Origin of the sequence: Celeribacter sp. SCSIO 80788 (assembly GCF_051054295.1) — a bacterium.
GTDB lineage: Bacteria > Pseudomonadota > Alphaproteobacteria > Rhodobacterales > Rhodobacteraceae > Celeribacter.
Genome location: NZ_CP150482.1, coordinates 1,575,141 through 1,596,432, shown reverse-complemented (window position 1 = coordinate 1,596,432; position 21,292 = coordinate 1,575,141). Strand labels below are relative to the sequence as shown.

The window sequence follows — 21,292 nt, the reverse complement described above, 5'->3', positions numbered from 1 at the left end:
GGCGCTCTCTTGCCGGGGGGCAAGGGGGCGGGTTTGCAAACGGGGCGGTTTGGGGCATATTGCGCGGCAGGGTAAAGCGAGTTTGAGGTAGCGCATGCGGATGCGTCAATGGGCGGCAGCGATGGCGCTGTGTTTCATCGGAGTGGGGTCTCAGCTTTCGGCCGGAGAGTTGGCCGGAGAGCTGATCGAAAATCTGCCCGATCAGATTGCCTTCGCCCTCGCACCCATGGAGGCCAGCCCCGTTCCCGCCCCGCGCCCCTATGTGGTGCGCATGCCCAAGCTGCGGTGGAAAAATCAAAGCCAGGGTCCGGCCTGGACCCGCGCCGCGATGAAGGCGGTGCTGTCGCACGGGCAGGGGCTTGTCGAGACCGTGCCTGCGGACATCAACGCATGGTGTCCGGGCTATGCCACCCAAGACGCCAACGGGCGCGCGGCCTTTTGGGCGGGGCTGCTCTCGACGCTCTCCTATCACGAAAGCACATGGCGCGAGACGGCCGTGGGTGGCGGAGGGCAATGGTTCGGCCTCGTGCAAATTTCGCCAGCGACGGCGCGTCATAATAATTGCAATGCGGGCACCGGCGAGGCGCTTAAGGACGGGGCCAGCAACCTGTCCTGTGCGATCCGGATCATGAGCCGGACCGTGGCGCGCGACGGGGTGGTGAGCCGGAATATGCAGGGCGTGGCGGCCGACTGGGGCCCGTTTCATTCCGAAAGCAAACGCACCGATATGCAGCGCTGGGTGCGGGCGCAGCCGTTTTGCCGTCCGATGCTGAAAAGCTCGCCCCTGCCGCTGCCGCGCCCGCTGACCATCGCTGCCGAAGAGACCGCCGTCAGCCGACCTTTCTGAGCGCTTCGGCTTCCCAGGCCTTCAATTCGTAGCGCGACAAACCCCCGTTCGTGGCACCGAGTGACAGCTCCGGGAAGAGCGCCACGATTTCCGCTCTTGCCTCCGGGCTGACCGTGCCAAGCGCCTCTTCGCCGGGGTAGAGGCTTTCGGTCGGGCAGGCCTCGGCGAAAACGATCTGATGGGCGTCGAACAGCATATGGAAATACTCGACCGTGCCGCCTTCGACGATGCGGATCGTCGCGTCGTTGACCAGATGTTTCGCCGCCACCAAAACGTCGCGCTCGCCAAACAGAACCTCCGCCTGCGGACCCCGGATCAGCATCCGGTGGTTTTGGCTCACCCTCAGATCGCGCAGATTGCCCAAGGCGCCCATGCGGATCAGGACCGGGGCGAGTTTGCCCGTGGCGGGCACGCGGCGCGATCCGATCCAACGGATGGGCTGCGGCCCCTGATCGAGCGTGTTGACCAGATCGCCCGCCTTCAGCGTCTCGATGAACCGCGGTCCCTCCGGCGTTTCGATCAGCGTGCCGCGGGTCAGGCAGACCGCGCCGTTGATGATCTCTTCGGCGATCAGATTGTTGTCGATGTTGAAATTGCCGTCGCCTTCGTTGTCGATAATGCCGTCGCCGTCGTAATCCATGTCGGTTTCGTGGTCGATCTGGATCACCGGGCGCAGCTCCGTCAGATCCTCGCCCGGCGCGATCAACACGTTCGACAGCGACGGCCCGCCATCCGAGGACACAAGCACGCTGGCGTTGAAGCGCAGGTAGGTGTCGCCTAAGCCCGAAAGATCGCTTTGAATATTCGCCGTCTGGCCGGGGTTCATCGGCTCATAGGTGTATTTCGTCACTCCGTTGAGATAATCGGCGGCGCTGTCATAAACCACGATCCCGGTGATCCGGCTCGATCCGGTGACCTCGCCGTCCACAACGTTCTCGACGGTGATGACGATCACATCGTCCTCCTCGAAGACCGAGGTGCCGCTGTGGATCATGATATGCCCGCCATTGCCGCCACCGCTGTTGGTGCCGACGGACACATTGTTCAAAAGCGAGGAACCCATCACGAGGATGTCTTCGGTCGACATAACGTTTACCTTTGTGTGGCGTTCAGGACGCCTGTTTCAGGGCCTCGGCTTCCCAGGCCTTCAACTCGTAACGGGACAGGGCGGAGGAACGGGTTTCCAATTCGGGAAAGAGCGTCAGAATTTCGGCGCGGGCGGTTTCGTCCACGGCCTTGAGCGCTTCCTGACCGGGGTGCAGGCTTTCGGTCGGGCAGGTTTCGGCAAAGATGATCTCGTGGCGATCGAGCAGCAGGTGGAAATACTCCACATGCCCGCCCGGCACGGGGCGGATCGTGGCGTCATTCACCAGATGTTTCGCCGCCACCAACACGTCGCGCTCGCCGAACAGCATTTCGGCCATCGGGCCACGGATCAGCATGCGGTGGTTCGGGCTGACGGTCAGATCGCGCAGGTTGCCAAGCGTTCCGGCCTTGATCCGGATCGGGGCAAGCGCGCCTTCGGCGGCCACCCGGCGCGACCCGATCCAGCGGATTTCCTGCGGCCCGTGATCGAGCGTATGAACCCGGTCGCCCACAGTGAGCGTTTCGATGAACCGTGGCCCGTCGGGCGTGTCGATCAGTGTGCCGCGCGCAAGGCAGACGGCACCTGCGATGGCGTCCTCGGCGAAGGTGTTGTTCTCATCGACCTCAAAGATGCCGTCGCCTTCTTCCTCGGCGTCGATCGTACCGTCGCCGTTGTAATCATTGTCGTTTTCATGGCTGAGCCAGATCGGGAATTCGTCCTGAATATCGACGCCCGGCGTGATGAACAGCGCGGTCAGGTCCGGCGCATCGGGATTGTCCGATTCAAAACGGGACGCGCTGAAATACAGGTAGTTGTCGCCCATGTAATGGACAGACGTATTGATGTTTTCGCCGTTGTCTGTCGTGCTGCCGCCCCGTCCGCCACCGCGCCCGCCACCGCCGCTTTGCGCCTGATAGTCATATTCATAGAGGACAGTGCCGTTCACATAATCGGCGGCGCTGTCATAGACGATGATGCTGACGACTTCGGAATCGTTGTCCAGAGACCCGTCGCTGTTCACATTGTCGATGACGAACACGATGACATCGTCATCCTCGAAAATGCTGTCGCCGCCCGTGAGATACGCGCCATCGTTCGCATCGCCCTGTGGGTCCTGCGAATAGCCAATGGGATTGTTCACGATGGAGGAGCCCATCACGATGAGTTCTTCTGTCGGCATTGCTGCTCTGCCCGTATGTTGCGGGGTGTTGGCCCCGGTCTGCCTCGATGCGCGCGATCTCCCGTCCTCCCGGACTTCGGCCGCTTTTGCGCTTGCTTGCGTTTTGCTCCGGTCGGTGCTCTTGTCTGACCCGACCCAAGGCGTGACGCTTTTGTGCCATAATCCGGGCGTCGGGCGTTTCTGTCCAGTGTTTTCTGGTATTTAGCTCGATGCGCCGCGTCTCTGTGGCGTCGTCGCACCGCTTCGCCCAAATTGATTTACTGAGAAAAGGAGGTTCTCATGCCCGCATTGCGCACCGACATCGACCCCGACGGGTTGCTCGAATTTTCCGTGGTCTTCACAGATCGCTCGCTCAACCACATGTCGAAGGCCTTTCAAAAGGTGATGACGGACATCCACGCCACGCTCTGCGAGGTCTACAATGCCGACACCGCCGTGGTCGTCCCCGGCGGCGGCACCTACGCGATGGAGGCGGTCGCCCGCCAGATCGCGGGCGGCGAGGACGTCATGGTGATCCGCAACGGCTTCTTTTCCTTCCGCTGGTCGCAAATCTTCGACGCAGGGCACATTCCCGCCTCGCAAACCGTGCTCAAAGCGCGCCGCGTCGGCAATGAACCGACCTCCGGCTTTCTGCCCGCGCCCCTGGAAGAGGCCATTGCGAAAATCCGCGAGTTGAAACCGGCTGCCGTCTTCGCGCCCCATGTCGAAACCGCCTCCGGCATGATCCTGCCTGACGCCTATATCCGCACGCTCTCCGAGGCCGTGCATGAACATGGCGGGCTGATGGTGCTCGATTGTATCGCCTCGGGCTGCGCTTGGGTCGATATGAAAGAGACGGGCGTCGATATCCTGATCTCCGCGCCGCAAAAGGGCTGGTCGGCGCAGCCCTCCGCCGGGCTTGTCATGCTGAACGACCGTGCGACCGAGGTGGTGAAATCCCGGCAAAGCTCGTCCTTCGCGATTGATCTCGGCAAATGGCTGACGATCATGGAGGCCTATACCGGCGGCGGTCACGCCTATCACGCCACCATGCCGACGGACGCGCTCCGCGCTTTCCGCGATGCCATGCTGGAAACCAAGACCTACGGGTTCGACAAACTCTCGGAGGCACAATGGGAGCTGGGCCGTCGGGTGCGGCATCTTCTGGCCGAGCGCGGGTTCAAATCGGTTGCCGCCGAAGGTGTCGAGGCGCCCGGCGTCGTGGTGTGCTACACAGACGACCCCATGATCAGAACCGGCGCAGCCTTTGCCGCCCATGGGGTGCAAATTGCTGCGGGCGTGCCGCTGCAATGCGATGAGGGGGAGGGGTTCTCGACCTTCCGGCTCGGTCTGTTCGGTCTCGACAAGCTCTATGACGTGGACGCCACGGTGGCTCGGCTGGAGGCTGTTCTGGACGACGTTCTCGGCTGATCTTCGTCGTAGAAAATACTCACGGCGCGCGGGCGATCATCCGCGCTCCGTTTTGAGTATTTGTGGCAGCAAAGGAAATGGCCGATTCAGATCGGTCCCAGCCCGGCCTGCATGACCTTCATCCGCACGGGCTTGACGTCATGCACGGCCTTCAGGCCCCAGAGACGCACCATTTGCAGGATGTCGCTCTCTGATCGCGTGACCCGGTTGAACAGATCGACCACACGGGCGCGTTTGGAAATGTCGTTCAAACGGTTGCGCGCGTAGGTGTCGAGCATGGCTTCTGTGCCGGGGTCTGAGCGATGCGCCTCGGCAAGCGTCAGCAGTTCGGCCAGATCGTTGAGCGAGGTGTTCAGCCCCTGGGCGCCGATGGGCGGCAGGGCGTGGGCGGCTTCGGCGATGATCGCGACGCGCTCGGAGGCGAGGCGCTCGGCGACGCGGGTGATGATCGGGAAGATAGCCCGACCGGAGGCCAGTTTCATTTCGCCAAAGAGGCCAGCAGCGCGTTCGGTCATCACCGCGTTGAACGCGTCGGGCGGCAGATTGAGAAGCTCGGTCGCATAGGCCCCCTTGTTCATCCACACGATGGCGGAGGCCGGTTTGCCGTCGATATCCGGCAGCGGCACCATGGTGAAGGGGCCACCTTCGCGGTAGATCTCGGTGGAGACATTGTTGTGCGGCAGGTCGTGGGTGGCGGTGAAGGCGAGAGATTTCTGTCCGTAACGCGTTGTTTTGACGCCAATTCCGGCGGCCTCGCGCACCGGGCTTTCACGCCCGTCGGCAGCCACCACGAGTTTGGCGCGCACCATCGTGCCGTCGGAGAGGGTGACCATGGCCTCGGAGGAGCGGGTCAGCAGGTTCTTGAAACCGACACCATAGCGCAGTTCGACATTGGGAATGCCCGGCACGGCACCGGCCAGTTCGCGGCGGATCACCCAGTTGAGGAAGTTCCAGCCGAAGGGCTCGTCGCCCGTCTCCCGGCCCTCGAATTGCCGCTCGGTACGGAGTGTGGCCGGGCGACCGACCGTATCGACGATGCGCAGCGCTTCGAGCGGTGTCGCGTGTGGCGCGAGGGCGTCCCAGATGCCGATTTTCTCGAAAAGATCGCGCGCGGGGCGCAGGAATGCGGTGGAGCGCAGATCCGAGCTGGCCTCGTCGCCGGTCACGACCGGCGGGGTCGGGTCGACCATCAGGGTGCGAAAGCCCGAGGCGCCAAAGGCGGCAGCCGCGATCAGACCGGCGATGCCGCCGCCTGAGACGAGGATGTCAACGGTCTGCTGAGAGGGGCTTAGGTTGGACATGTGAACTCCTTTGCGCCGTGAGCGTGCTCAAGAGATAGGCGCAAAGGAGGAGAATGTCCAAGGGGCAGGCTGTCTCAGGGGCCTGAGACAGTGCCGGTTTATTTCCCGACGGTCAGGATCAGCAGGACGATGTAGATCAGCGGCACGGTGGCGACGGCGGTCACGCCCAGCACCCAGGGGCCGATCGCGAACATGCCGTAGATCACGGCGGCGATCACGGCCACGACAAAGAGCAGGAACAGAACGACGCCACGGGTGGAGGCGATACCGTCCTCGTGGTGATCGTGGGTGTCGATGGAAATGGTCGTGTCGATGGCGGCGTCGGTCATGTGCGTGCTCCGGCTGTGAGGTCGTTTCGGTCGTGAGAAATCAGTAGAAGTCAGTGCGTGGGCGCTGCGCGGGTTTGTGCGCATTTGTGTACCGGAGACAGATACAGGGCTGTGTGAGCTTCGGTCACGGCGGCGATTTGTCGCAGTTTGCGTTAACCTGAAACCGTCGTGAGATCAGTCCGCCACAGCGCGCAGGAATGCCGAGAGATCGTTGGTGTGATGATGGATATGTGGAGCGGGCGGAGTGAGCGGTGCAGGGGCGACATGCACGGTCTTCATCCCGAGCGCATGCGGCACTTCGAGATTGCGCGGGTCGTCCTCGAACATGGCGGCGGCTTGGGGATCGACACCGTCGCGCCCGAGCACGGCATCGAAGGCTGCGGCCTGGGGTTTCGGATGAAAATCCGCGTGTTCAATGCCGTAGACCGCGTTGAAAATCCCGGTCAACCCACGCGCTTCCAGCACGCGCTCTGCATAGGGAGCGGAGCCGTTGGTGAAGACGATCTTGCGCCCGGGCAGAGCGGTGATTGCGGATTTCAGCTCGGCATCGCGGGTGAGCCCGGAGAAGTCGATGTCATGCACATAGGTGAGATAGGGCAGCGGATCGGTGCCGTGTTTCGCCATCATGCCTGAGAGCGTCGTGCCGAACTCGCGCCAATAATCGTGCCGCAGCCGGTTCGCCTCATCCGCAGTGACGTTCAGTTCGCGGGAGACCCAATCGGTCATTTTGACCTCGATCTGCGCGAAAAGTGCCGCCTCTGGCGGGTAGAGCGTGTTGTCGAGGTCGAAGACCCAAGTTTTTACATGAGAAAAGTGATCGGCTACCATGCGCCCTTGTTAGGCATTGCCTGCGGCACATGCAAGCAGATGGGATGTTAGCGCTTGATCGCGGGGGGCGGGGCTGGCTATGGTCATGGCCTGATCCCGATTGAGAAAAGTGACGTCCGATGAAAGACCCGCGCGCCAGCCAGAAAGACGCTTATGAGATGATCCTCGAGGCGATCGACACCGGGATTTACCGTCCCGGCGACCGGCTTGTGGAAAGCGAGCTGGCGGAGCGGTTCGGTGTGTCGCGGACGCCGGTGCGCGAGGCCTTGCAGCGGCTTGAGACCCAGTCGATGCTGAGCCGGGACGGGCGCTCGCTGATTGTGGCCTCGCTCGATCACAACCAGATGGCCGATCTCTATGTGGTGCGCACGGAACTCGAAGGTCTGGCTGCACGGTTGGCCGCTCGTCACGCGACGCCCGAGGAGGTGCGCGTTTTGCGTGACATGGTCGAAGAGGACCGCGCGCTGATCGGTCACCCGGACGACATGTCGCGCGCCAACCGTCGGTTTCACAAACAGATCCATCTGGCATCGCATAACAAATATCTCGTGCAGCAGCTCGATTTGGTGCATCGCTCCATGGCGCTTCTGGCGAGCACCTCTCTGGCGGCCGAGGGGCGGGGCGAAGAAGCGATCAAGGAGCACGATCTGATCGTGTCCGCGATCGAGGCGGGTGACGGAGACGCGGCGCACAAGGCGCTGTCGGATCACATCTCCAAGGCCTTCATTACCCGTCTGAAAATCGACGCGGACAAGGAACGCTGACGCGTTCACAGGTTTTGGCAGGCCGCGTGTTTCAGGCGCTGTCGCGGGCGCTTTCCTGCGGGGCAATGAAGGCGGGCATCTCGACAAAAGCGACCAAATGGGCCCAATCGGGCGCACCCGGCGCGTTGTCGGCGGCGGGATGCGTGATCCCCGTGTCATGCGGCGCTTCGGCAAGATCGGGTTTCGGTGCGGGGCGCAGGCGTTCCGGTTCGAAGGCGATGGTGGCCGCGTTGAGTGCGCGTCTGAGCGCCGGGCTTTCCGGTTTCCGCGTTATGTTGAGCCCGAAGGTGAGCCGCCGCCCCGGAGCGGGCAGGGCCCCGAAGGCCTGAACGTCGATCTCTGCGGCACTTGTGAACTTGGTGCGAGCCTCGTCAAAGCCACGCGGCGCTTCGGCGGCTTCGACGCAAGCTGTTGAATTGGGGGAGGGATAGAGGATCAGAGGTTTACTTGGGATGTGCGATGCGTTGGCGGCGATACGGGTGGTGCTTGTCAGCAGGAGTGGGCTGGGCCGGGGCGGGCTGTGTGCCGGGACGAGGGGGAGTTGCTCTTCGGCAGGATCTTCGTGAAAGCCCAGATCATGCACGCCATGCGCGGTCTTGTCCCAGTAATAGGGCTTAGTGATCATTTCCCAGAGGCCCTTGAGTGCGGCAAGTGTCGCGAGCGGGTAATAGAGATGCAGCGTCGGCACCCATGGCCAGAGCCATTTGTGTTTCGGGGTGGAGGTGGCGACCATGCCGGTTGCGATGGTAATGGCCTCAGACAAAAGGAAAATTCCGCCCAGAACCACCAAAAGATCATGCGGTAGGACCGAGCGCATCGGATGCGGCAGGCCGAGAGGGAACATCCAGAAGGACCAGAGGAAGGGTGCCAGAACGAATTGGCTCAACGTGCCGAGAAACAGCGCCTGAACGCCGAAGAACCGCCAAGGGCCGAGATCGCGCCAGAGTTGGCGGGGCTTTCGCATGTGGACCGCGTAGGTCATGGCATAGCCTTTGAGCCAGCGCGAGCGTTGCTTGACCCATGGCCAGAGCCGACAATTCGCCTCTTCCTCGGTGACCGTGTGCAAAAGTTCCGTGCGGTAGCCGTGCCGCGCCAGACGGATGCCGAGATCGGCGTCTTCGGTGACGTTATGCGCATCCCAGCCGCCCAGTTCCTCGATCGCGTCGCGGCGGAAAAACAACGTGGTGCCGCCGAGCGGTACGGTCAACCCGAGCTTTTCGTAACCGGGCAGGATCACCCGGAACCAGCTTGCGTATTCGACGGTAAAACAACGCGAGAGCCAGTTGGTGCGGGCGTTGTAGAAATCGAGAATCCCTTGCACACAGGCCACTTCCGGCCCGGCTTGGGCAAAATGGGCGGCGACCTTGTGGATTTGATCGGGTGCGGGCGCGTCCTCGGCGTCATAGATGCCGATGATGGATCCGCGGCAGAAGTCGAGGGCGAAATTCAGGGCCCGGGGCTTGGTCTTGACCCCGCCACGGGGCACGATGATCTGTCGCATCCAGCGCGGAAGCTCTGTGTGGGCGATCGCCTCTTGGGTGACGGTGTCGTCCTCTTCCACCACCAGACAGATGTCGAGCAGCTCGCGCGGATAATTGAGGCGGGAGACGCGTTTGATCAGCCTTGTGGCGATTTCACGCTCCTTGAACAGCGGCACCATGACCGAGACAATGGGGAGCGCTGTACGGGCGCGGCGCGTGGTGAAGGTGGATTTGCGCGACCGTGCCGTTCGAGCCTGTGCAAAGGCGGCGGCCAGACGCAGGCTCGTTGCGATCAGGAGTGTCAGTACCGCCCAGCCGGTCAAAAGGATCGATGCGATGTGCGGCGACAGAAGAAAGAGCAACAGGCCGAAGACACCGAGCGATGAGAGCACGCCGGTGAGCTTGCGCACATCCATTTCACGACAGCTCTCATGGGCGGCGACACGGGTTTCGGCGGCATCGGCCAGACGGCGTTGCCGCGAACGCAGGAGGGCCTCATGCAAGGTCGTTTCCGAGGTTACAGCCATGCGCACCGGTCCGAAGAGCGCAGTTAGTTGCGGGCGCATCGCGTCGAATTGTTCGGGGCGGCAGGAGGCGATGAGCACCGTGGCTCCGGCCTGACGCCAGGGCAAAACCCCCTTGCGCAGACAGGTGTCGGCCCCCAGACGGTCGATCAGCCGGACGTCCGGCGGGGTGCGGATCAGATTGGCGACTTCGGCGCGATATTGCTGAGCAAGCGCTGCATAGAGTGTGCCCTCGTCCACCATGCCATGGGCCAGAAGAATGTCACCGATCCGGGCATCTTCGCGCTGGCGCAGCACGGTGGCGCGCAACAGGTCCTGAGGGGCGAGCGCCCCCATGTCGACGAGGATCTGCCCAATCGGTTTGCGCTCTGGACGTGAGGCGGAGGGGGCTGGATCGGGCACGACAGTCTCAGCATCGCAGCGCTGGGCCGGGTGCAGGAGCAGTGTCGGAACAAGAGGATGCCTCTCAAAGGACATCGGATGCCAACCCCCCGTCAAATCAATCTCTGGCACATCTCGGGCCGGATGATCCTCAGCCCGCTACGAAAAACTTGGTGAAAAACTTGCGTCAGAGAGGGTTAACAAGGGGTTAACCAAGACTGTAAAAGTGATGAAATCACGTGTCGCGCAACAAAAAAGGCGGGAGAACCCCGCCTTCCGTGTCGTGTCATGCTCTGTGCCGCGCTCAGGCGGGTGTGCCCGCGCGCTCGGCCATGGCGGCAGCAAAGCGTTCGAACAGGTAGTAGCTGTCCATCGGGCCCGGGGAGGCTTCCGGGTGATATTGCACGGAGAAAATCGGCTTGCCCTCGACCGCAATGCCACAGTTCGACCCATCGAACAGCGAGACATGGGTTTCCTTGACGCCTGCGGGCAGGGTCTGGGTGTCGACGGTGAAGCCGTGGTTCATTGAGGTGATTTCCACCTTGCCGGTGTCGAGATCCTTCACCGGGTGGTTGGCCCCGTGGTGGCCGTGGTTCATCTTGATGGTCTTGGCCCCGAGCGCCAGCGCGAGCATCTGGTGGCCGAGGCAAATGCCGAAGACCGGGAGGTCTTTCTCAAGCACGCCTTTGATCATCGGCACGGCATATTCCCCGGTCGCCGCCGGGTCGCCCGGGCCGTTGGAGAGGAACACGCCATCGGGATTGTGCGCCAGAACCTCCTCTGCCGTGGCGGCGGCCGGAAGCACGGTCACGTCGCAACCCGCCGAGGCGAGGCAACGCAGGATGTTGCGTTTCGCACCGAAATCGACGGCCACGACCTTGAAGCCCTTGCCTTCGCGTTTCGGGAAACCATCGGGCCAGGACCAGCGCATCTCGTCCCATTTGTAGGACTGCGCGCAGGTCACGTCCTTGGCGAGATCGAGGCCGACCAGACCGGGGAAGTCGCGCGCCTGTTTCACCAGCGCTTCGATGTCGAACTTGCCCTCGGGGTCGTGGGCGATGGCGACATGCGGCGCGCCTTGTTGACGGATTGCGCGGGTCAGGCGACGGGTGTCGATGCCGCCCATGCCGATGCGCCCGTGCTTTTCGAGCCAGGGACCCAGCTCGTCCTGCGCGCGCCAGTTCGACGGCTCGGTCGGGTCCCATTTCACGATCATGCCAGCGGCCACCGGATCGGCGGTTTCCTCGTCTTCGCTGTTCACACCGACGTTGCCGATATGCGGGAAGGTGAAGGTCACGACCTGCCCGGCATAGGAGGGGTCGGTCATGATTTCCTGATAGCCAGTCATTGCGGTGTTGAAACACAGCTCGGCGGTGGTGGTGCCTGTCGCGCCGAAGCCCTTCCCATAGAAGATGGTTCCGTCGGCCAGGGCCAGACAAGCGGTTGGTTTTCCGGTGGTTTGACCAGATGCCATGACTCGACTCTCCTAATATGGGCAAAATTGGCCGGAACCTAAGGAAAGGGGCTCCCGGCGTCAAGCGCGTGCGGGCGTGTTTTTCCGGTCAATTCTGCGACGCAGCGTTTTCAGGATGTTATCGCTCTCATAGGTGGTTGAGAATACGATGCGCTTTCGCTATGTTGGCGACTTGCGTCATTAGGGATGAGGCCCATATGGATATGCGAAGCCGGCTAAGCGCCGCACTGAAAACGGCGATGAAGGAAAAGGACAGCGAACGCCTCGCGACGCTGCGCCTGATCAACGCCGCCATCAAGGACCGTGAAATTGCCAATCGCGGCGAGGGGGAAGAGGTCGCCGTCACCGACAGCGACATTCTCGCCATCCTCGGCAAAATGGTGAAACAGCGTCAGGAAAGCGCCAAGGCCTTTGAAGAGGGCGGGCGTCTGGAGCTGGCGGAGAAAGAGCGGACCGAGATCACCGTGATCGAGGAATTCCTGCCGCGTCAGCTCTCCGAAGGCGAAATCAAGGCAGCGATCGAGGCTGTGGTCGCCGAAACCGGTGCCGAAAGCATTCGCGACATGGGCAAGGTCATGGGCGCGCTCAAGGCGAAATACACCGGCCAGATGGATTTCGGCGCCGTCGGTGCGCTGATCAAGGCACAGCTGAGCTGAGCCGACCCTCCGGTTGGAAAAGATCGAAAGCCGTCCGGTGCCTGAGCCGGGCGGCTTTTGAGTATTTGGACCATCGGAAACCCCTCAGCGATTGAGATGAGCCAGCACGCGCATGAGCTCTCCGTACAGGGTTTTGCGTTCATCGGGGCTGAGAAAACGTCCGAGTTCGACCTCGCGAGGGTCGCCTGCGCCTTTGAGCGTGATGTAATTCTCGACCTTGCCCTCTTCGGGATGCAGCGAGACGCGGACCCAGTAGGGATTGGCCTCCCATGTCAGAGCGGGGCCTTTTTCCGGCCAGTGGGTGAGGAAGAGGCGGTCGGGCCAGATCAGGAGTTCTTCGCGAAGCCGGTCGCGATCCGAGCGCCGGAGCGCGGTCCAAAGCGCCGCGAGGGCGATGAGCATGAAGCCCAGCAGGACCCAGAACGCGGTGGTTCCGATGAACGGCACGATGGGAATGAGACCGCCGCCGAACATGATCCAGATCGTGGTGGAAAAGCCTTTGCCCTTGAGGCTGCGATAGGGCCAAAGCTCCAACCGCCACAAAGGCGCGCCGGTCTCATGGGAGACGGTCGGAAGGGTGTCATGGGGTGGGGTCCAGCGATAGGGCATGTGCGTGTCGTTTTGCTCGACAGCCTAAGTGCAAATCCGCACTTCGCATAGTCCTCCCGGCATCGTTCTTACAGCGTCAGGCATTGATCGGTGGAGGTATCGTAGAAATCCCGCCCGCGCGGCACGAGGTTGCCGATGAGCGACCCGTCGAACTCGTAATAGGCCTTCACCCGCTGCTCGGGCGCGGCATAGGCGCCGATGGCGGTATGTTCGAGCACGGCGACAAAGCTTGTGGTGTCATCCGTGCCGAAAAATCGCGTGACCCGCTCGGCCTCCCGGCTGGCCCATTTCGAGCGCACGATGCGGTCGATCTCTTCGGCCAATGCGTCGATGCGGGCGGGGTCGGGCTTGTGGTCCTCGAACAGCGGTTCGGGGCAGGCGATCAGCATCGCCACACGAGTTTCACGCACGCGACTGTCGTAAATCTTCGAGAACTGCGGCATGTGCCAGCGGTCGGAAATCTCCGTTGCGCGGGGCATTTCGCCGGTGTCTCTGGGTTTGAAGAAATAGGCTAACATGGGGGCTCCTGATCATCCCTGTGTCCAAGCTACTGCGGGAATGGGCGCAAACCATGGCTGGGACAGGGCGGAGCGTGTCTTATGTCTTAATTGGTTAACGCAGACAGAGAGGTGACCAGAGAGGCGACATGAAAAAGGCCCCGCGTGGGGGCCTTTCGTGTGATGCGGTCTCCGGCTCAGTGCGAATGCTGGTGATCCCAGTCTTCGCGCTTGGGGAGTTGTTCGAACGTATGCTCCGGCGGCGGGCAGGGCAGGGTCCATTCCAGCGTGTCGGCATATTCGTTCCAGTAATTGTTCTCGGTCACGCGGCGCCCGGCCAAAAGCGTGTAGGCGACGATACCGATGAACAACAGGAAGGAGGCAAAGGACAAAAGCGCGCCGTAGGACGAGATTTTGTTCCAATAGGCAAAGGCCTCCGGGTAGTCGATATAGCGGCGCGGCATGCCTTGGCGGCCGAGGAAATGCTGCGGGAAGAAGGTCAGGTTCACGCCGATGAAGAACATCCAGAAGTGAATTTTGCCCGCAAGCTCCGGGTATTGCCGCCCGGACATCTTGCCGATGTAGAAATAGATCCCGGCAAAGATACAGAAGGCCGCGCCCATCGACATGGTGTAGTGGAAATGCGCCACGACGTAATAGGTGTCATGGTAAGCCCGGTCGACGCCCGCCTGAGACAGCACGACGCCCGTCACGCCACCGATGGTGAAGAGGATCAGGAAGCCGAAGGCAAAGAGCATCGGTGTCTTGAACTCGATGGACCCGCCCCACATGGTCGCGATCCAGCTAAAGATTTTCACGCCCGTCGGTACGGCGATGACCATGGTGGCCATCATGAAATAGGTCTGCTGCGAGAGCGACAGGCCGACCGTATACATGTGGTGCGCCCAGACGACGAAGCCCAGAACCCCGATCGCGATCAGCGCCCAGACCATCGGCAGATAGCCGAAGACCGGTTTTTTCGAGAAGGTCGCGATGATGTGGGAGATCAGGCCGAAACCGGGCAGCACCACGATATAGACCTCCGGGTGACCGAAGAACCAGAGGATGTGCTGGTAGAGGATCGGGTCCCCGCCGCCTGCGGGCTGAAAGAAGGAGGTGCCGAAGTTGCGGTCTGTCAGCAACATGGTGATCGCGCCCGCCAGAACCGGCAGGGACAAGAGGATCAGCCAGGAGGTGACGAAAATCGACCACGCGAAAAGCGGCACTTTGAACATGGTCATGCCCGGCGCGCGCATGTTCAGCATGGTGGTGATCATATTGATCGCACCGAGGATCGAGCTTGCGCCCGAAACGTGCACCGCGAAGATCGCCAGATCGGTGGAATAGCCCGCTTCCGAGGTCGAGAGCGGCGGGTAAAGCACCCAACCGATGCCGGAGCCGGATTGGCTGTTGCCGCCCGGTGCGAACAGGGACGCGATGCCCAACGCCACGCCGCAGACGTAGAGCCAGAAGGACAGGTTGTTGAGACGCGGGAAGGCCATGTCCGGCGCGCCGATCTGGAGCGGCATGAAATAATTGCCGAAACCGCCAAAAAGTGCGGGGATGACCACGAAGAACATCATCAGGACGCCGTGATAGGTGATCATCACGTTCCACAGATGGCCGTTCGGGGTACAATCTTCTGCCCCGAAACCGGACAACAGCCGTGCGGCGGCCTCACCGGATTCGTTGAGGCACATGAACTGCACCCCCGGCTCCATCAGCTCGAGCCGCATGTAGACGGTGAAACAGACCGAAATGAACCCGACCACGGCCGCCGTGATCAGGTAGAGAATCCCGATATCCTTATGATTTGTCGACAAGAACCAGCGGGTGAAGAACCCGCGGTTGTCCTCATGGCCGTGGCCATGAATGGCGGCGTCTGCCATGCTTACCTCCCTATTCCTCCTTGGGGTTGCCCCCTGGACGTGCGTCCGCGCCGTCCTGCCTGCCCCGTTTTCGGGGTCTGTGCGACAGATTGACACATAACAGTCTTAGAGAGGAAAAAACCTGAGAGCAAATTTTTTGCGCATGGCCGGAGCGGAAAAATCCCATGGCCGCGGCAAACCCGTCTTTCCCGGGGGCGAAGGCGACCGCTGCGACCGCCTTCGCGCACGCTTCATTCGCCGCCGCAGACCAGCACTTCGGTGTGTTCGCAATTGCAATTGGCGTCGCAGGCATGGCTCACCGTCTGGGTGCAGGTCTGGCCGTCGACCACCACGGTCTCTTCGGTCTGCCAGCTCGAACAGGAGCCGCTATCGCCAAGCTCCGGCCAGGCGGACACCTCGACCAGCTCTGCGGTGCTGCTCTCCTGTGCCAGCATGAAGATCGACGGGATAACGGCATCTTCCGGGCTGGCCTTCTGGCCTGCGATCTGCTCCTCGATGCATTTGAGATAGTAGTAGGAGGCGAGGCCCTCCTCGACGATCTCATTGCTCTCGGCGGCAATTTCCTTCATCTCAGGGCGCTCGAAATTTGCCGTGCCACTGGCGGAGTAGCCCTTGGTCTTCTCCTCGGCGCCCAAGGTGATCGAGCCGCCGGTGAAGCCGAGGGACGCGATCTGGTCGACCATTTTGGCCCAAAGGCCGAGAATTTTGAGCGGGACGGTGTTCAACTTTGCCTGATGCTGGGCCTGTGAGGCGCAGTAGCTCTGGGTTTCCGTATCCACCGGAGCGGAGAACAGCGCTCCGGTCGGATCCTGTTGCTCACCAACCTTTGGACGGATCGTTCCGTCTCCGGTTGGCAGGGTCGGGAAGGTCGGCATCGGGCGCGGCCCGCCGGTCGAGGGGATGGTGAAGGTCAGTTCCTCCTCCAATGCCAGTTCGGTGCCCGCCGGGTCCTCGATCCGGGTGACCATGCGCGACCAGGCCCCATCGGACATCTTGGCCCAGCCGGTGCCTTCGTTGCGGTTCTCGAGTGTCAGCACGTCCTGCCACAGCCCTTTTGCGTCCTCTGTCGGCAGGCCGGTGCGAGGGATTTGCACCTGTTGGCGCAGCCATGTGCTCCAGCCGTCGTTGCTGCGCACCGCCCCAAGCTGCATCAGGATGCGCGCATAGGCGAGGTGCCCGGCGAAACAGCCGCGTTTGCGCAGGCCCTCCTGAGTGACAGCCTTGGTCGCAGCGCTTGCGGCCTCGCAGGGCAGATCGGCGATCATCACTGTCATCAGACCGAGACGGGGATGGAGGCCGACAAGGCCAAAGCTCACGACGCCTTCCGCCGTTCCGGCCCCCGGCATGTCCGGTCCGGCACAGCTTTGCCCGCGACAGGCGAAATGCGCGACATACACCATGTTCTCTTCGGTGAGCAGTCTGCGGGCCTGTGCCTGAGTGGTGAAACCGTCGCCGAAGGGCAGGAGTGCCACGCGGCTCTGCACCTTCCCCGTTTCGAGGTCGGAGGCGGAGAGGGGTTTTCGTTCGAGGCTCTGGGCAAGAGCGGTGTTGGGCGGGAGGGAGATTGCGATGAGGGCTGTACAGGCGACACCCCCAAAGACACGCGCAAGGGCGCGGGGCAGGGAAAACGTCATATCGATACCATGTTACTTGTTACACTTACAAATCCGCCGCCCGACGGGGCGTCAGACCTTCAGGCTAACACGAAGAGCGATTCCAGAATATCGCTTTGAAGTATTTTGTCCCTGTATCGGTTGGAAACCGCACGAAAAACGCCGCCCCGGAGCGGAGCGGCGTGTGGCATGTGCGAGAAAAGCCCGGCTTATTCGGACGCAGGTGCCTCTTCGGTCGGGGCCTCTTCCGCCGCTTCAGGCGCGTCTGTTTCTTCCACTTCTGCTGCCGCTTCCGGAGCGGCGGAGAAGGTGGCGAGATAGGCAGCCACGTCAGAAGCGTCTTTCAGTTTGAACGTCATCTTGGATTTGCCGGAGCCGCCATGGGTGTCGATGAACACGGTCGGATCGACGGCGTATTCAGTGATCAGCTCCTGAGACCAGACCATGCCGGTTGCGCCGACGGCAAGGATGCCGTCGCCATATTTGAAATCGGGGTAGGAGGCCACCGGACGACCGACCACGCCGAAGAGGTTCGGACCGGTCTTGCCGCCTTTGACGATGGTTTCACCGGTGTCGGAAACGATCATGTGACAGGCCTTGCATTTGTTGAAGTCCTTGGCGCCTTTGTCCGGGTCGCCATGGCCATGCCCGTGGTCATCAGCAAACGCGGCAGCGGAGCTTGCCAACAGGGCGGCGGCTGTGAAGGCAAAAAGCTTGGTCATTAGGTTCTCTCTCCCGAGTGATTCATGTGTCCCGTTCCCACCATAGTGAGTTCGGACCGTGATACCAGTCCATGCTTGTCGCACTTTGATCCTGCTCAAATGCGTCTTGCGATTTAGAATTGATCTAACTGGAGGTTCAGTCCCCGAACACCTCGTCAAAGGCACGCCTGAGTGCAATGTCGACATCCTCCATCGTCACCGGCAGGCCGAGGTCGACCAGCGACGTCACGCCATGGTCGCGGATGCCGCAGGGCACGATGCCGCCGAAATGGCTCAGATCCGGCTCGACATTGATCGACAGCCCGTGAAACGACACCCATTTGCGCACCCGCAAACCAATGGCGGCGATTTTGTCTTCGGGCTTCGTGCCGGTGATGGTCAGGGGTTTGTCATCCCGCACCACCCAGACGCCAACACGTCCCTCGCGGATCTCGCCCGTGACGTTGAACTCGGCCAGAGCCGCGATCACCCAGGCTTCCATGTCGGCGACGAATTTGCGCACATCCTTGCCGCGTTTGTTCAGGTCGAGCATGGCATAGGCCACGCGCTGCCCCGGCCCGTGATAGGTATACTGCCCGCCGCGCTTGCTCTCATAGACAGGGAAGCGATCCGGATCGACGAGATCCTCGCGCTTGGCGGAGGTGCCTGCGGTGTAGAGCGGGGGGTGCTCCACAAGCCAGATCAGCTCCTCTGCCTCCCCCTTCGCGATGGCCTCGGCGCGGGCCTCCATTTCGGCCACGGCAAAGTCGTAATCGGTCAGCCCCTCGGAAATCCGCCATTCCACCATACCATGCCTCCGCGCGTTCGATCCCCGGCGAGATGTAGCCTTTGACGGGGGCGGGGGAAAGGGCGATGGCACCGGAGGACGCGTTGAAAACAAGTGCAAAGCACGTCTTTTATACCGCTTCTGGAAAAAAATCCTACGAATCTCACGTTAGCGTGATAGGCTTTCACTAGTTTTTTTTATGTAAATGGGGGGAATCCGATGCGATTCAAACATGTCATTTCCGCAGCTCTGGCCACCGTCCTTGTGATGGGGACCACGTCGCGCGTTCAGGCCGATGGCGGCGATTTTATCGCCGGAGCCGTGATCGGCGGTTTGCTGGGCGCTGCCAGCCAGCAACCGAAGCGAAAAACCACCAGCACCACCTCTTATCGCCCGCGCCTGCCTTCGACGCAGGAGGGCAAGGAGATTCAGGCCTCCCTCAATTATTTCGGCTTCAATGCCGGTACGGTGGACGGTCAGCTTGGGCAAAAGACCCGCGACGCCGTGTCCTCCTATCAGGCCTATCTCGGCTATCCGGTGACCGGCCAGCTCTCGCCCTACGAGCAGGAGTTGCTGATCTCGTCTTATAACCGTGCCCAGGCCGGAGGGGCTCAGACCGCCCAGCTTGTGGCCGCCAACCCGGACGGCACGCGCGGCCTTCTGAAACAATATCGTTCCGAAATGGCCAGCGGCGGTGCGGTGGGGGCCACCATGGCGGCCGCGCCGATGACCACCGTCGTGGTCAATCCGGTGATGCCGCAAGCCGCGCCCGCGCCGACGCAGCAGCCGGGGACGATGCCGAGTTTTGCCGCCGCGGCTCCGACCACGCCGGAAGGCGCGATGCCCAATTTCCTCGGCAACGGCGCGACCGTGTCGCTCGCGTCGCATTGCAACAAGGTCTCTCTGTTGACCAACACCAACGGCGGGTTCGTGACCGAAGCGTCGATGTCCGATCCGAACCAGGCGCTCAACGAACAATTTTGCCTCGCGCGCACCTATGCGATTTCGCAGGGCGAGGACATGATCTCGAAAGTTCAGGGGTTCACGCCGCAGCAGATCGCTGCGCAATGCGAGGGTCTGGTGCCCTCGATGACCACCCAGATCGCGGCGCTGTCGCTCAAGCCGCGCGATCAGGTTCTGATGGACACCTCCTCCTTCGTACTCGCCTCCGGCATGTCTCCGGCGCAGCTGTCGGGCACGGCGAAAATCTGTCTCTCCGTCGGGTATCGCACCGACAAGATGGATGTGGCGCTGGCTTCCTCGTTGCTTCTGGTGGCGCTGGGCGAGCGTGCTTATGGCGAGCTGCTGGGCCATCACCTGAGCCAGGGCGTCGGTGTCAGCCAGCGGCCCGATCTGGCGAAGGCCTGGTATGAGGACAGCCTGGCCGCCGTTGAAAGCGGTGTGCCTGCGGTGTTTGCTCCGGGTCAGCCGGAACGCACCGGGCTGTTGCGCAAGGCGGCCTTCTCCGTCTCTGGCGCTCCGGCGCCCGCCACGCTTGCGCCGGTTCCGGCCAGCACCACGCTGCCGAGTTTTTCGGTCACGGAATAAGCCTCATGTGAGGCCGGGCAGGGGGGCGCCCCTCCCCTGTCACAACAGCTTTCGGGGGAGGCGGAAAAAAATTCGCCTCCCCCTTCATTTTCCTCTTCACTTCCCCGAACCGCTTCGCTACATAGCCCCTCACCAAGCCTAGACAGTGCGGTCGTGGCGGAATTGGTAGACGCGCAGCGTTGAGGTCGCTGTGGGGTAACTCCCGTGGAAGTTCGAGTCTTCTCGACCGCACCACTCTTCTCCGGAAGGGTATAAAATCCGGCCAAAGCCTTAACGAGGCTAGGCGATTTAAGGGATTGTCACTCCTCGCTTTCACTCATAGAGAACGCCTTTTGCAAAGGTCCGTGTCGCAACCGGGTTGTGTGCGGGAATATGACCTTTTCATGCATTTTCAAAGGATTGCACGAAGGGTGAACAGGGGTTCGGTCCGGTCTTCAAAGCAGTCTTGCGTTTGCGGCTCCCACTCACCGATCTGACTTTCATAGCTTTTGAATCACGATGTGAGTGCTCGCCGCCATTGTTTGCATTTCCATAATCGTGTGGTTTGAAATCTGCGCGGGGCATCGCCCAGGAGACAGGGGGCCGGGCTGAACGATCACGCCGTTGCTGGGTGCAGAGGGGGTGGTTCAGGGCTTGCGGCGCAGCTCGTGACGCAGCACCAAAGCGGCGCCGAGTGCGACCACGGCGGCCAGCGCGAACCATGTGAGCGCATAGCTCAGATGCGCGTTGCGGAAACTCACCACGGTCTGCCCGCCGCGCGGCCAGCCGGTGGGGGCCGTGAGCTCCTGATCGACAAAATACGGCGCGGCTTGATCAAAGCCCTTGGCCGAGGTGATCGAGGCGATGTCGCGGCGATACCATTTGCCATTTGCCGGATCGTTGTCTTGCGAGAACAGCCAGCCTTTGTCCTCAGTGATGCGGAGAAGACCGGTGACGGTGGTCTCGCCTTCGACATGGCTGAAGTCCCCCGAGAGGGCGTGGTCCTGCGGGACGACGCCGCGGTTGATCATGACAATGGTGCTATCCGCCAATCGCAGCGGCGTCAGCACCCACATCCCGGGGCCGAAATCCGATGGCGTGTAGATCAGCACCGTGTCGTCGTTGAGGAAACTGCCGGTGAGGGTCACGCGGGTGTATTCGTCTGTCTCGCGGGTGATCGTAGGCCAAAGGTTCGGGCCGGGGGCAGGGACGGGGGCGGCATGGATGCGGGCCTCGACCCGCTCGATCAGGTCGAGCTTCCAGTGCAGACGCTGCACCTGCCAGATTCCGAGGCTCATGAAACCGGTGATGCCGAGGGCGGCGAGGATCAGGACGATGAGAAGGCGCAGGCGCATGAAGGGTCCCCTTGATAGCAAGCCGGGGCCACGCGGGCCCCGGCGAAAGTTT

19 protein-coding genes and 1 tRNA gene are annotated in these 21,292 nt (G+C 62.0%); 6 read left to right on the top strand and 14 right to left on the bottom strand.

Annotated elements, in window-relative coordinates:
- Nucleotides 1-94 precede the first annotated feature (94 nt).
- Entirely contained in the window at nt 95-847 is a 753-nt protein-coding gene (locus V1471_RS08005; protein ID WP_434287859.1) for a transglycosylase SLT domain-containing protein, read from the top strand.
- Here V1471_RS08005 and V1471_RS08000 read toward each other — a convergent pair.
- Together V1471_RS08000 and V1471_RS07995 are read right to left on the bottom strand one after the other, a co-directional pair.
- Nucleotides 831-1,934 (bottom strand): Hint domain-containing protein, encoded by a 1,104-nt coding sequence (locus V1471_RS08000; RefSeq protein ID WP_434287857.1) that lies wholly within the window; start codon nt 1,932-1,934, stop codon nt 831-833. The two genes, V1471_RS08005 and V1471_RS08000, sit on opposite strands and share 17 nt — an antisense overlap.
- Before the next feature lie 22 nt (nt 1,935-1,956).
- Entirely contained in the window at nt 1,957-3,114 is a 1,158-nt protein-coding gene (locus V1471_RS07995; RefSeq protein WP_434287855.1) for a Hint domain-containing protein, read from the bottom strand.
- Between the two features lie 279 nt (nt 3,115-3,393).
- On the opposite strand from V1471_RS07995, the gene V1471_RS07990 reads away from it, so the two are divergent.
- Entirely contained in the window at nt 3,394-4,524 is a 1,131-nt protein-coding gene (locus V1471_RS07990; protein WP_434287853.1) for an aminotransferase class V-fold PLP-dependent enzyme, read from the top strand.
- A gap of 86 nt (nt 4,525-4,610) precedes the next feature.
- Here V1471_RS07990 and V1471_RS07985 read toward each other — a convergent pair whose 3' ends face one another.
- The 3 genes from V1471_RS07985 to V1471_RS07975 form a co-directional block, all read right to left on the bottom strand.
- Nucleotides 4,611-5,825, bottom strand: a complete 1,215-nt coding sequence (locus tag V1471_RS07985; RefSeq protein WP_434287851.1) for an FAD-dependent monooxygenase — start codon at nt 5,823-5,825, stop codon at nt 4,611-4,613.
- A 98-nt stretch (nt 5,826-5,923) separates the two neighbouring features.
- Nucleotides 5,924-6,154, bottom strand: coding sequence for a hypothetical protein (locus V1471_RS07980; RefSeq protein WP_434287849.1), 231 nt, complete (start codon nt 6,152-6,154; stop codon nt 5,924-5,926).
- 174 nt (nt 6,155-6,328) lie between these two features.
- Entirely contained in the window at nt 6,329-6,982 is a 654-nt protein-coding gene (locus tag V1471_RS07975) for a pyrimidine 5'-nucleotidase (protein WP_434287848.1), read from the bottom strand.
- A gap of 119 nt (nt 6,983-7,101) precedes the next feature.
- On the opposite strand from V1471_RS07975, the gene V1471_RS07970 reads away from it, so the two are divergent.
- A complete protein-coding gene (locus tag V1471_RS07970; protein WP_434287846.1) occupies nt 7,102-7,746 on the top strand; it encodes a GntR family transcriptional regulator in 645 nt (214 codons plus the stop codon).
- Between the two features lie 31 nt (nt 7,747-7,777).
- Here V1471_RS07970 and V1471_RS07965 read toward each other — a convergent pair whose 3' ends face one another.
- Entirely contained in the window at nt 7,778-10,087 is a 2,310-nt protein-coding gene (locus tag V1471_RS07965) for a glycosyltransferase family 2 protein (protein WP_434290896.1), read from the bottom strand.
- Between the two features lie 349 nt (nt 10,088-10,436).
- The gene (carA, locus tag V1471_RS07960) at nt 10,437-11,606 is read right to left on the bottom strand and encodes a glutamine-hydrolyzing carbamoyl-phosphate synthase small subunit (RefSeq protein ID WP_434287844.1); all 1,170 of its coding nucleotides are present in this window, start codon (nt 11,604-11,606) and stop codon (nt 10,437-10,439) included.
- A gap of 197 nt (nt 11,607-11,803) precedes the next feature.
- On the opposite strand from carA, the gene V1471_RS07955 reads away from it, so the two are divergent.
- Complete coding sequence (locus V1471_RS07955) at nt 11,804-12,262, top strand: GatB/YqeY domain-containing protein (RefSeq protein ID WP_434287842.1); 459 nt, start codon at nt 11,804-11,806, stop codon at nt 12,260-12,262.
- A gap of 84 nt (nt 12,263-12,346) precedes the next feature.
- Here V1471_RS07955 and V1471_RS07950 read toward each other — a convergent pair whose 3' ends face one another.
- The 6 genes from V1471_RS07950 to lipB all read right to left on the bottom strand — a co-directional run bounded on the left by V1471_RS07950 (nt 12,347) and on the right by lipB (nt 18,451).
- A complete protein-coding gene (locus V1471_RS07950) occupies nt 12,347-12,871 on the bottom strand; it encodes a DUF2244 domain-containing protein (RefSeq protein ID WP_434287840.1) in 525 nt (174 codons plus the stop codon).
- 68 nt (nt 12,872-12,939) lie between these two features.
- Nucleotides 12,940-13,389 carry a hypothetical protein gene (locus V1471_RS07945; protein ID WP_434287838.1) on the bottom strand — a complete coding sequence of 150 codons (450 nt, stop codon included), beginning with the start codon at nt 13,387-13,389 and terminating at the stop codon, nt 12,940-12,942.
- Between the two features lie 176 nt (nt 13,390-13,565).
- Complete coding sequence (gene ctaD, locus V1471_RS07940; protein WP_434287837.1) at nt 13,566-15,257, bottom strand: cytochrome c oxidase subunit I; 1,692 nt, start codon at nt 15,255-15,257, stop codon at nt 13,566-13,568.
- A gap of 230 nt (nt 15,258-15,487) precedes the next feature.
- Nucleotides 15,488-16,891 carry a hypothetical protein gene (locus V1471_RS07935; RefSeq protein ID WP_434287835.1) on the bottom strand — a complete coding sequence of 468 codons (1,404 nt, stop codon included), beginning with the start codon at nt 16,889-16,891 and terminating at the stop codon, nt 15,488-15,490.
- 188 nt (nt 16,892-17,079) lie between these two features.
- A complete protein-coding gene (locus V1471_RS07930) occupies nt 17,080-17,592 on the bottom strand; it encodes a c-type cytochrome (RefSeq protein ID WP_434287834.1) in 513 nt (170 codons plus the stop codon).
- Nucleotides 17,593-17,728: 136 nt separating this feature from the next.
- Nucleotides 17,729-18,451 (bottom strand): lipoyl(octanoyl) transferase LipB, encoded by a 723-nt coding sequence (gene lipB, locus V1471_RS07925; protein ID WP_434287832.1) that lies wholly within the window; start codon nt 18,449-18,451, stop codon nt 17,729-17,731.
- A 126-nt stretch (nt 18,452-18,577) separates the two neighbouring features.
- Between lipB and V1471_RS07920 the strand changes: the two genes are divergently transcribed.
- Together V1471_RS07920 and V1471_RS07915 are read left to right on the top strand one after the other, a co-directional pair.
- On the top strand, nt 18,578-19,906 hold the full coding sequence (locus tag V1471_RS07920; protein WP_434287830.1) for a peptidoglycan-binding domain-containing protein: 1,329 nt from the start codon (nt 18,578-18,580) through the stop codon (nt 19,904-19,906).
- Between the two features lie 147 nt (nt 19,907-20,053).
- A tRNA-Leu gene (locus V1471_RS07915) sits at nt 20,054-20,140 on the top strand.
- Nucleotides 20,141-20,532: 392 nt separating this feature from the next.
- On the opposite strand, the gene V1471_RS07910 is transcribed toward V1471_RS07915, so the two are convergent.
- Nucleotides 20,533-21,240 (bottom strand): SURF1 family protein, encoded by a 708-nt coding sequence (locus V1471_RS07910; RefSeq protein ID WP_434287828.1) that lies wholly within the window; start codon nt 21,238-21,240, stop codon nt 20,533-20,535.
- Between the last annotated feature and the right edge of the window lie 52 nt (nt 21,241-21,292).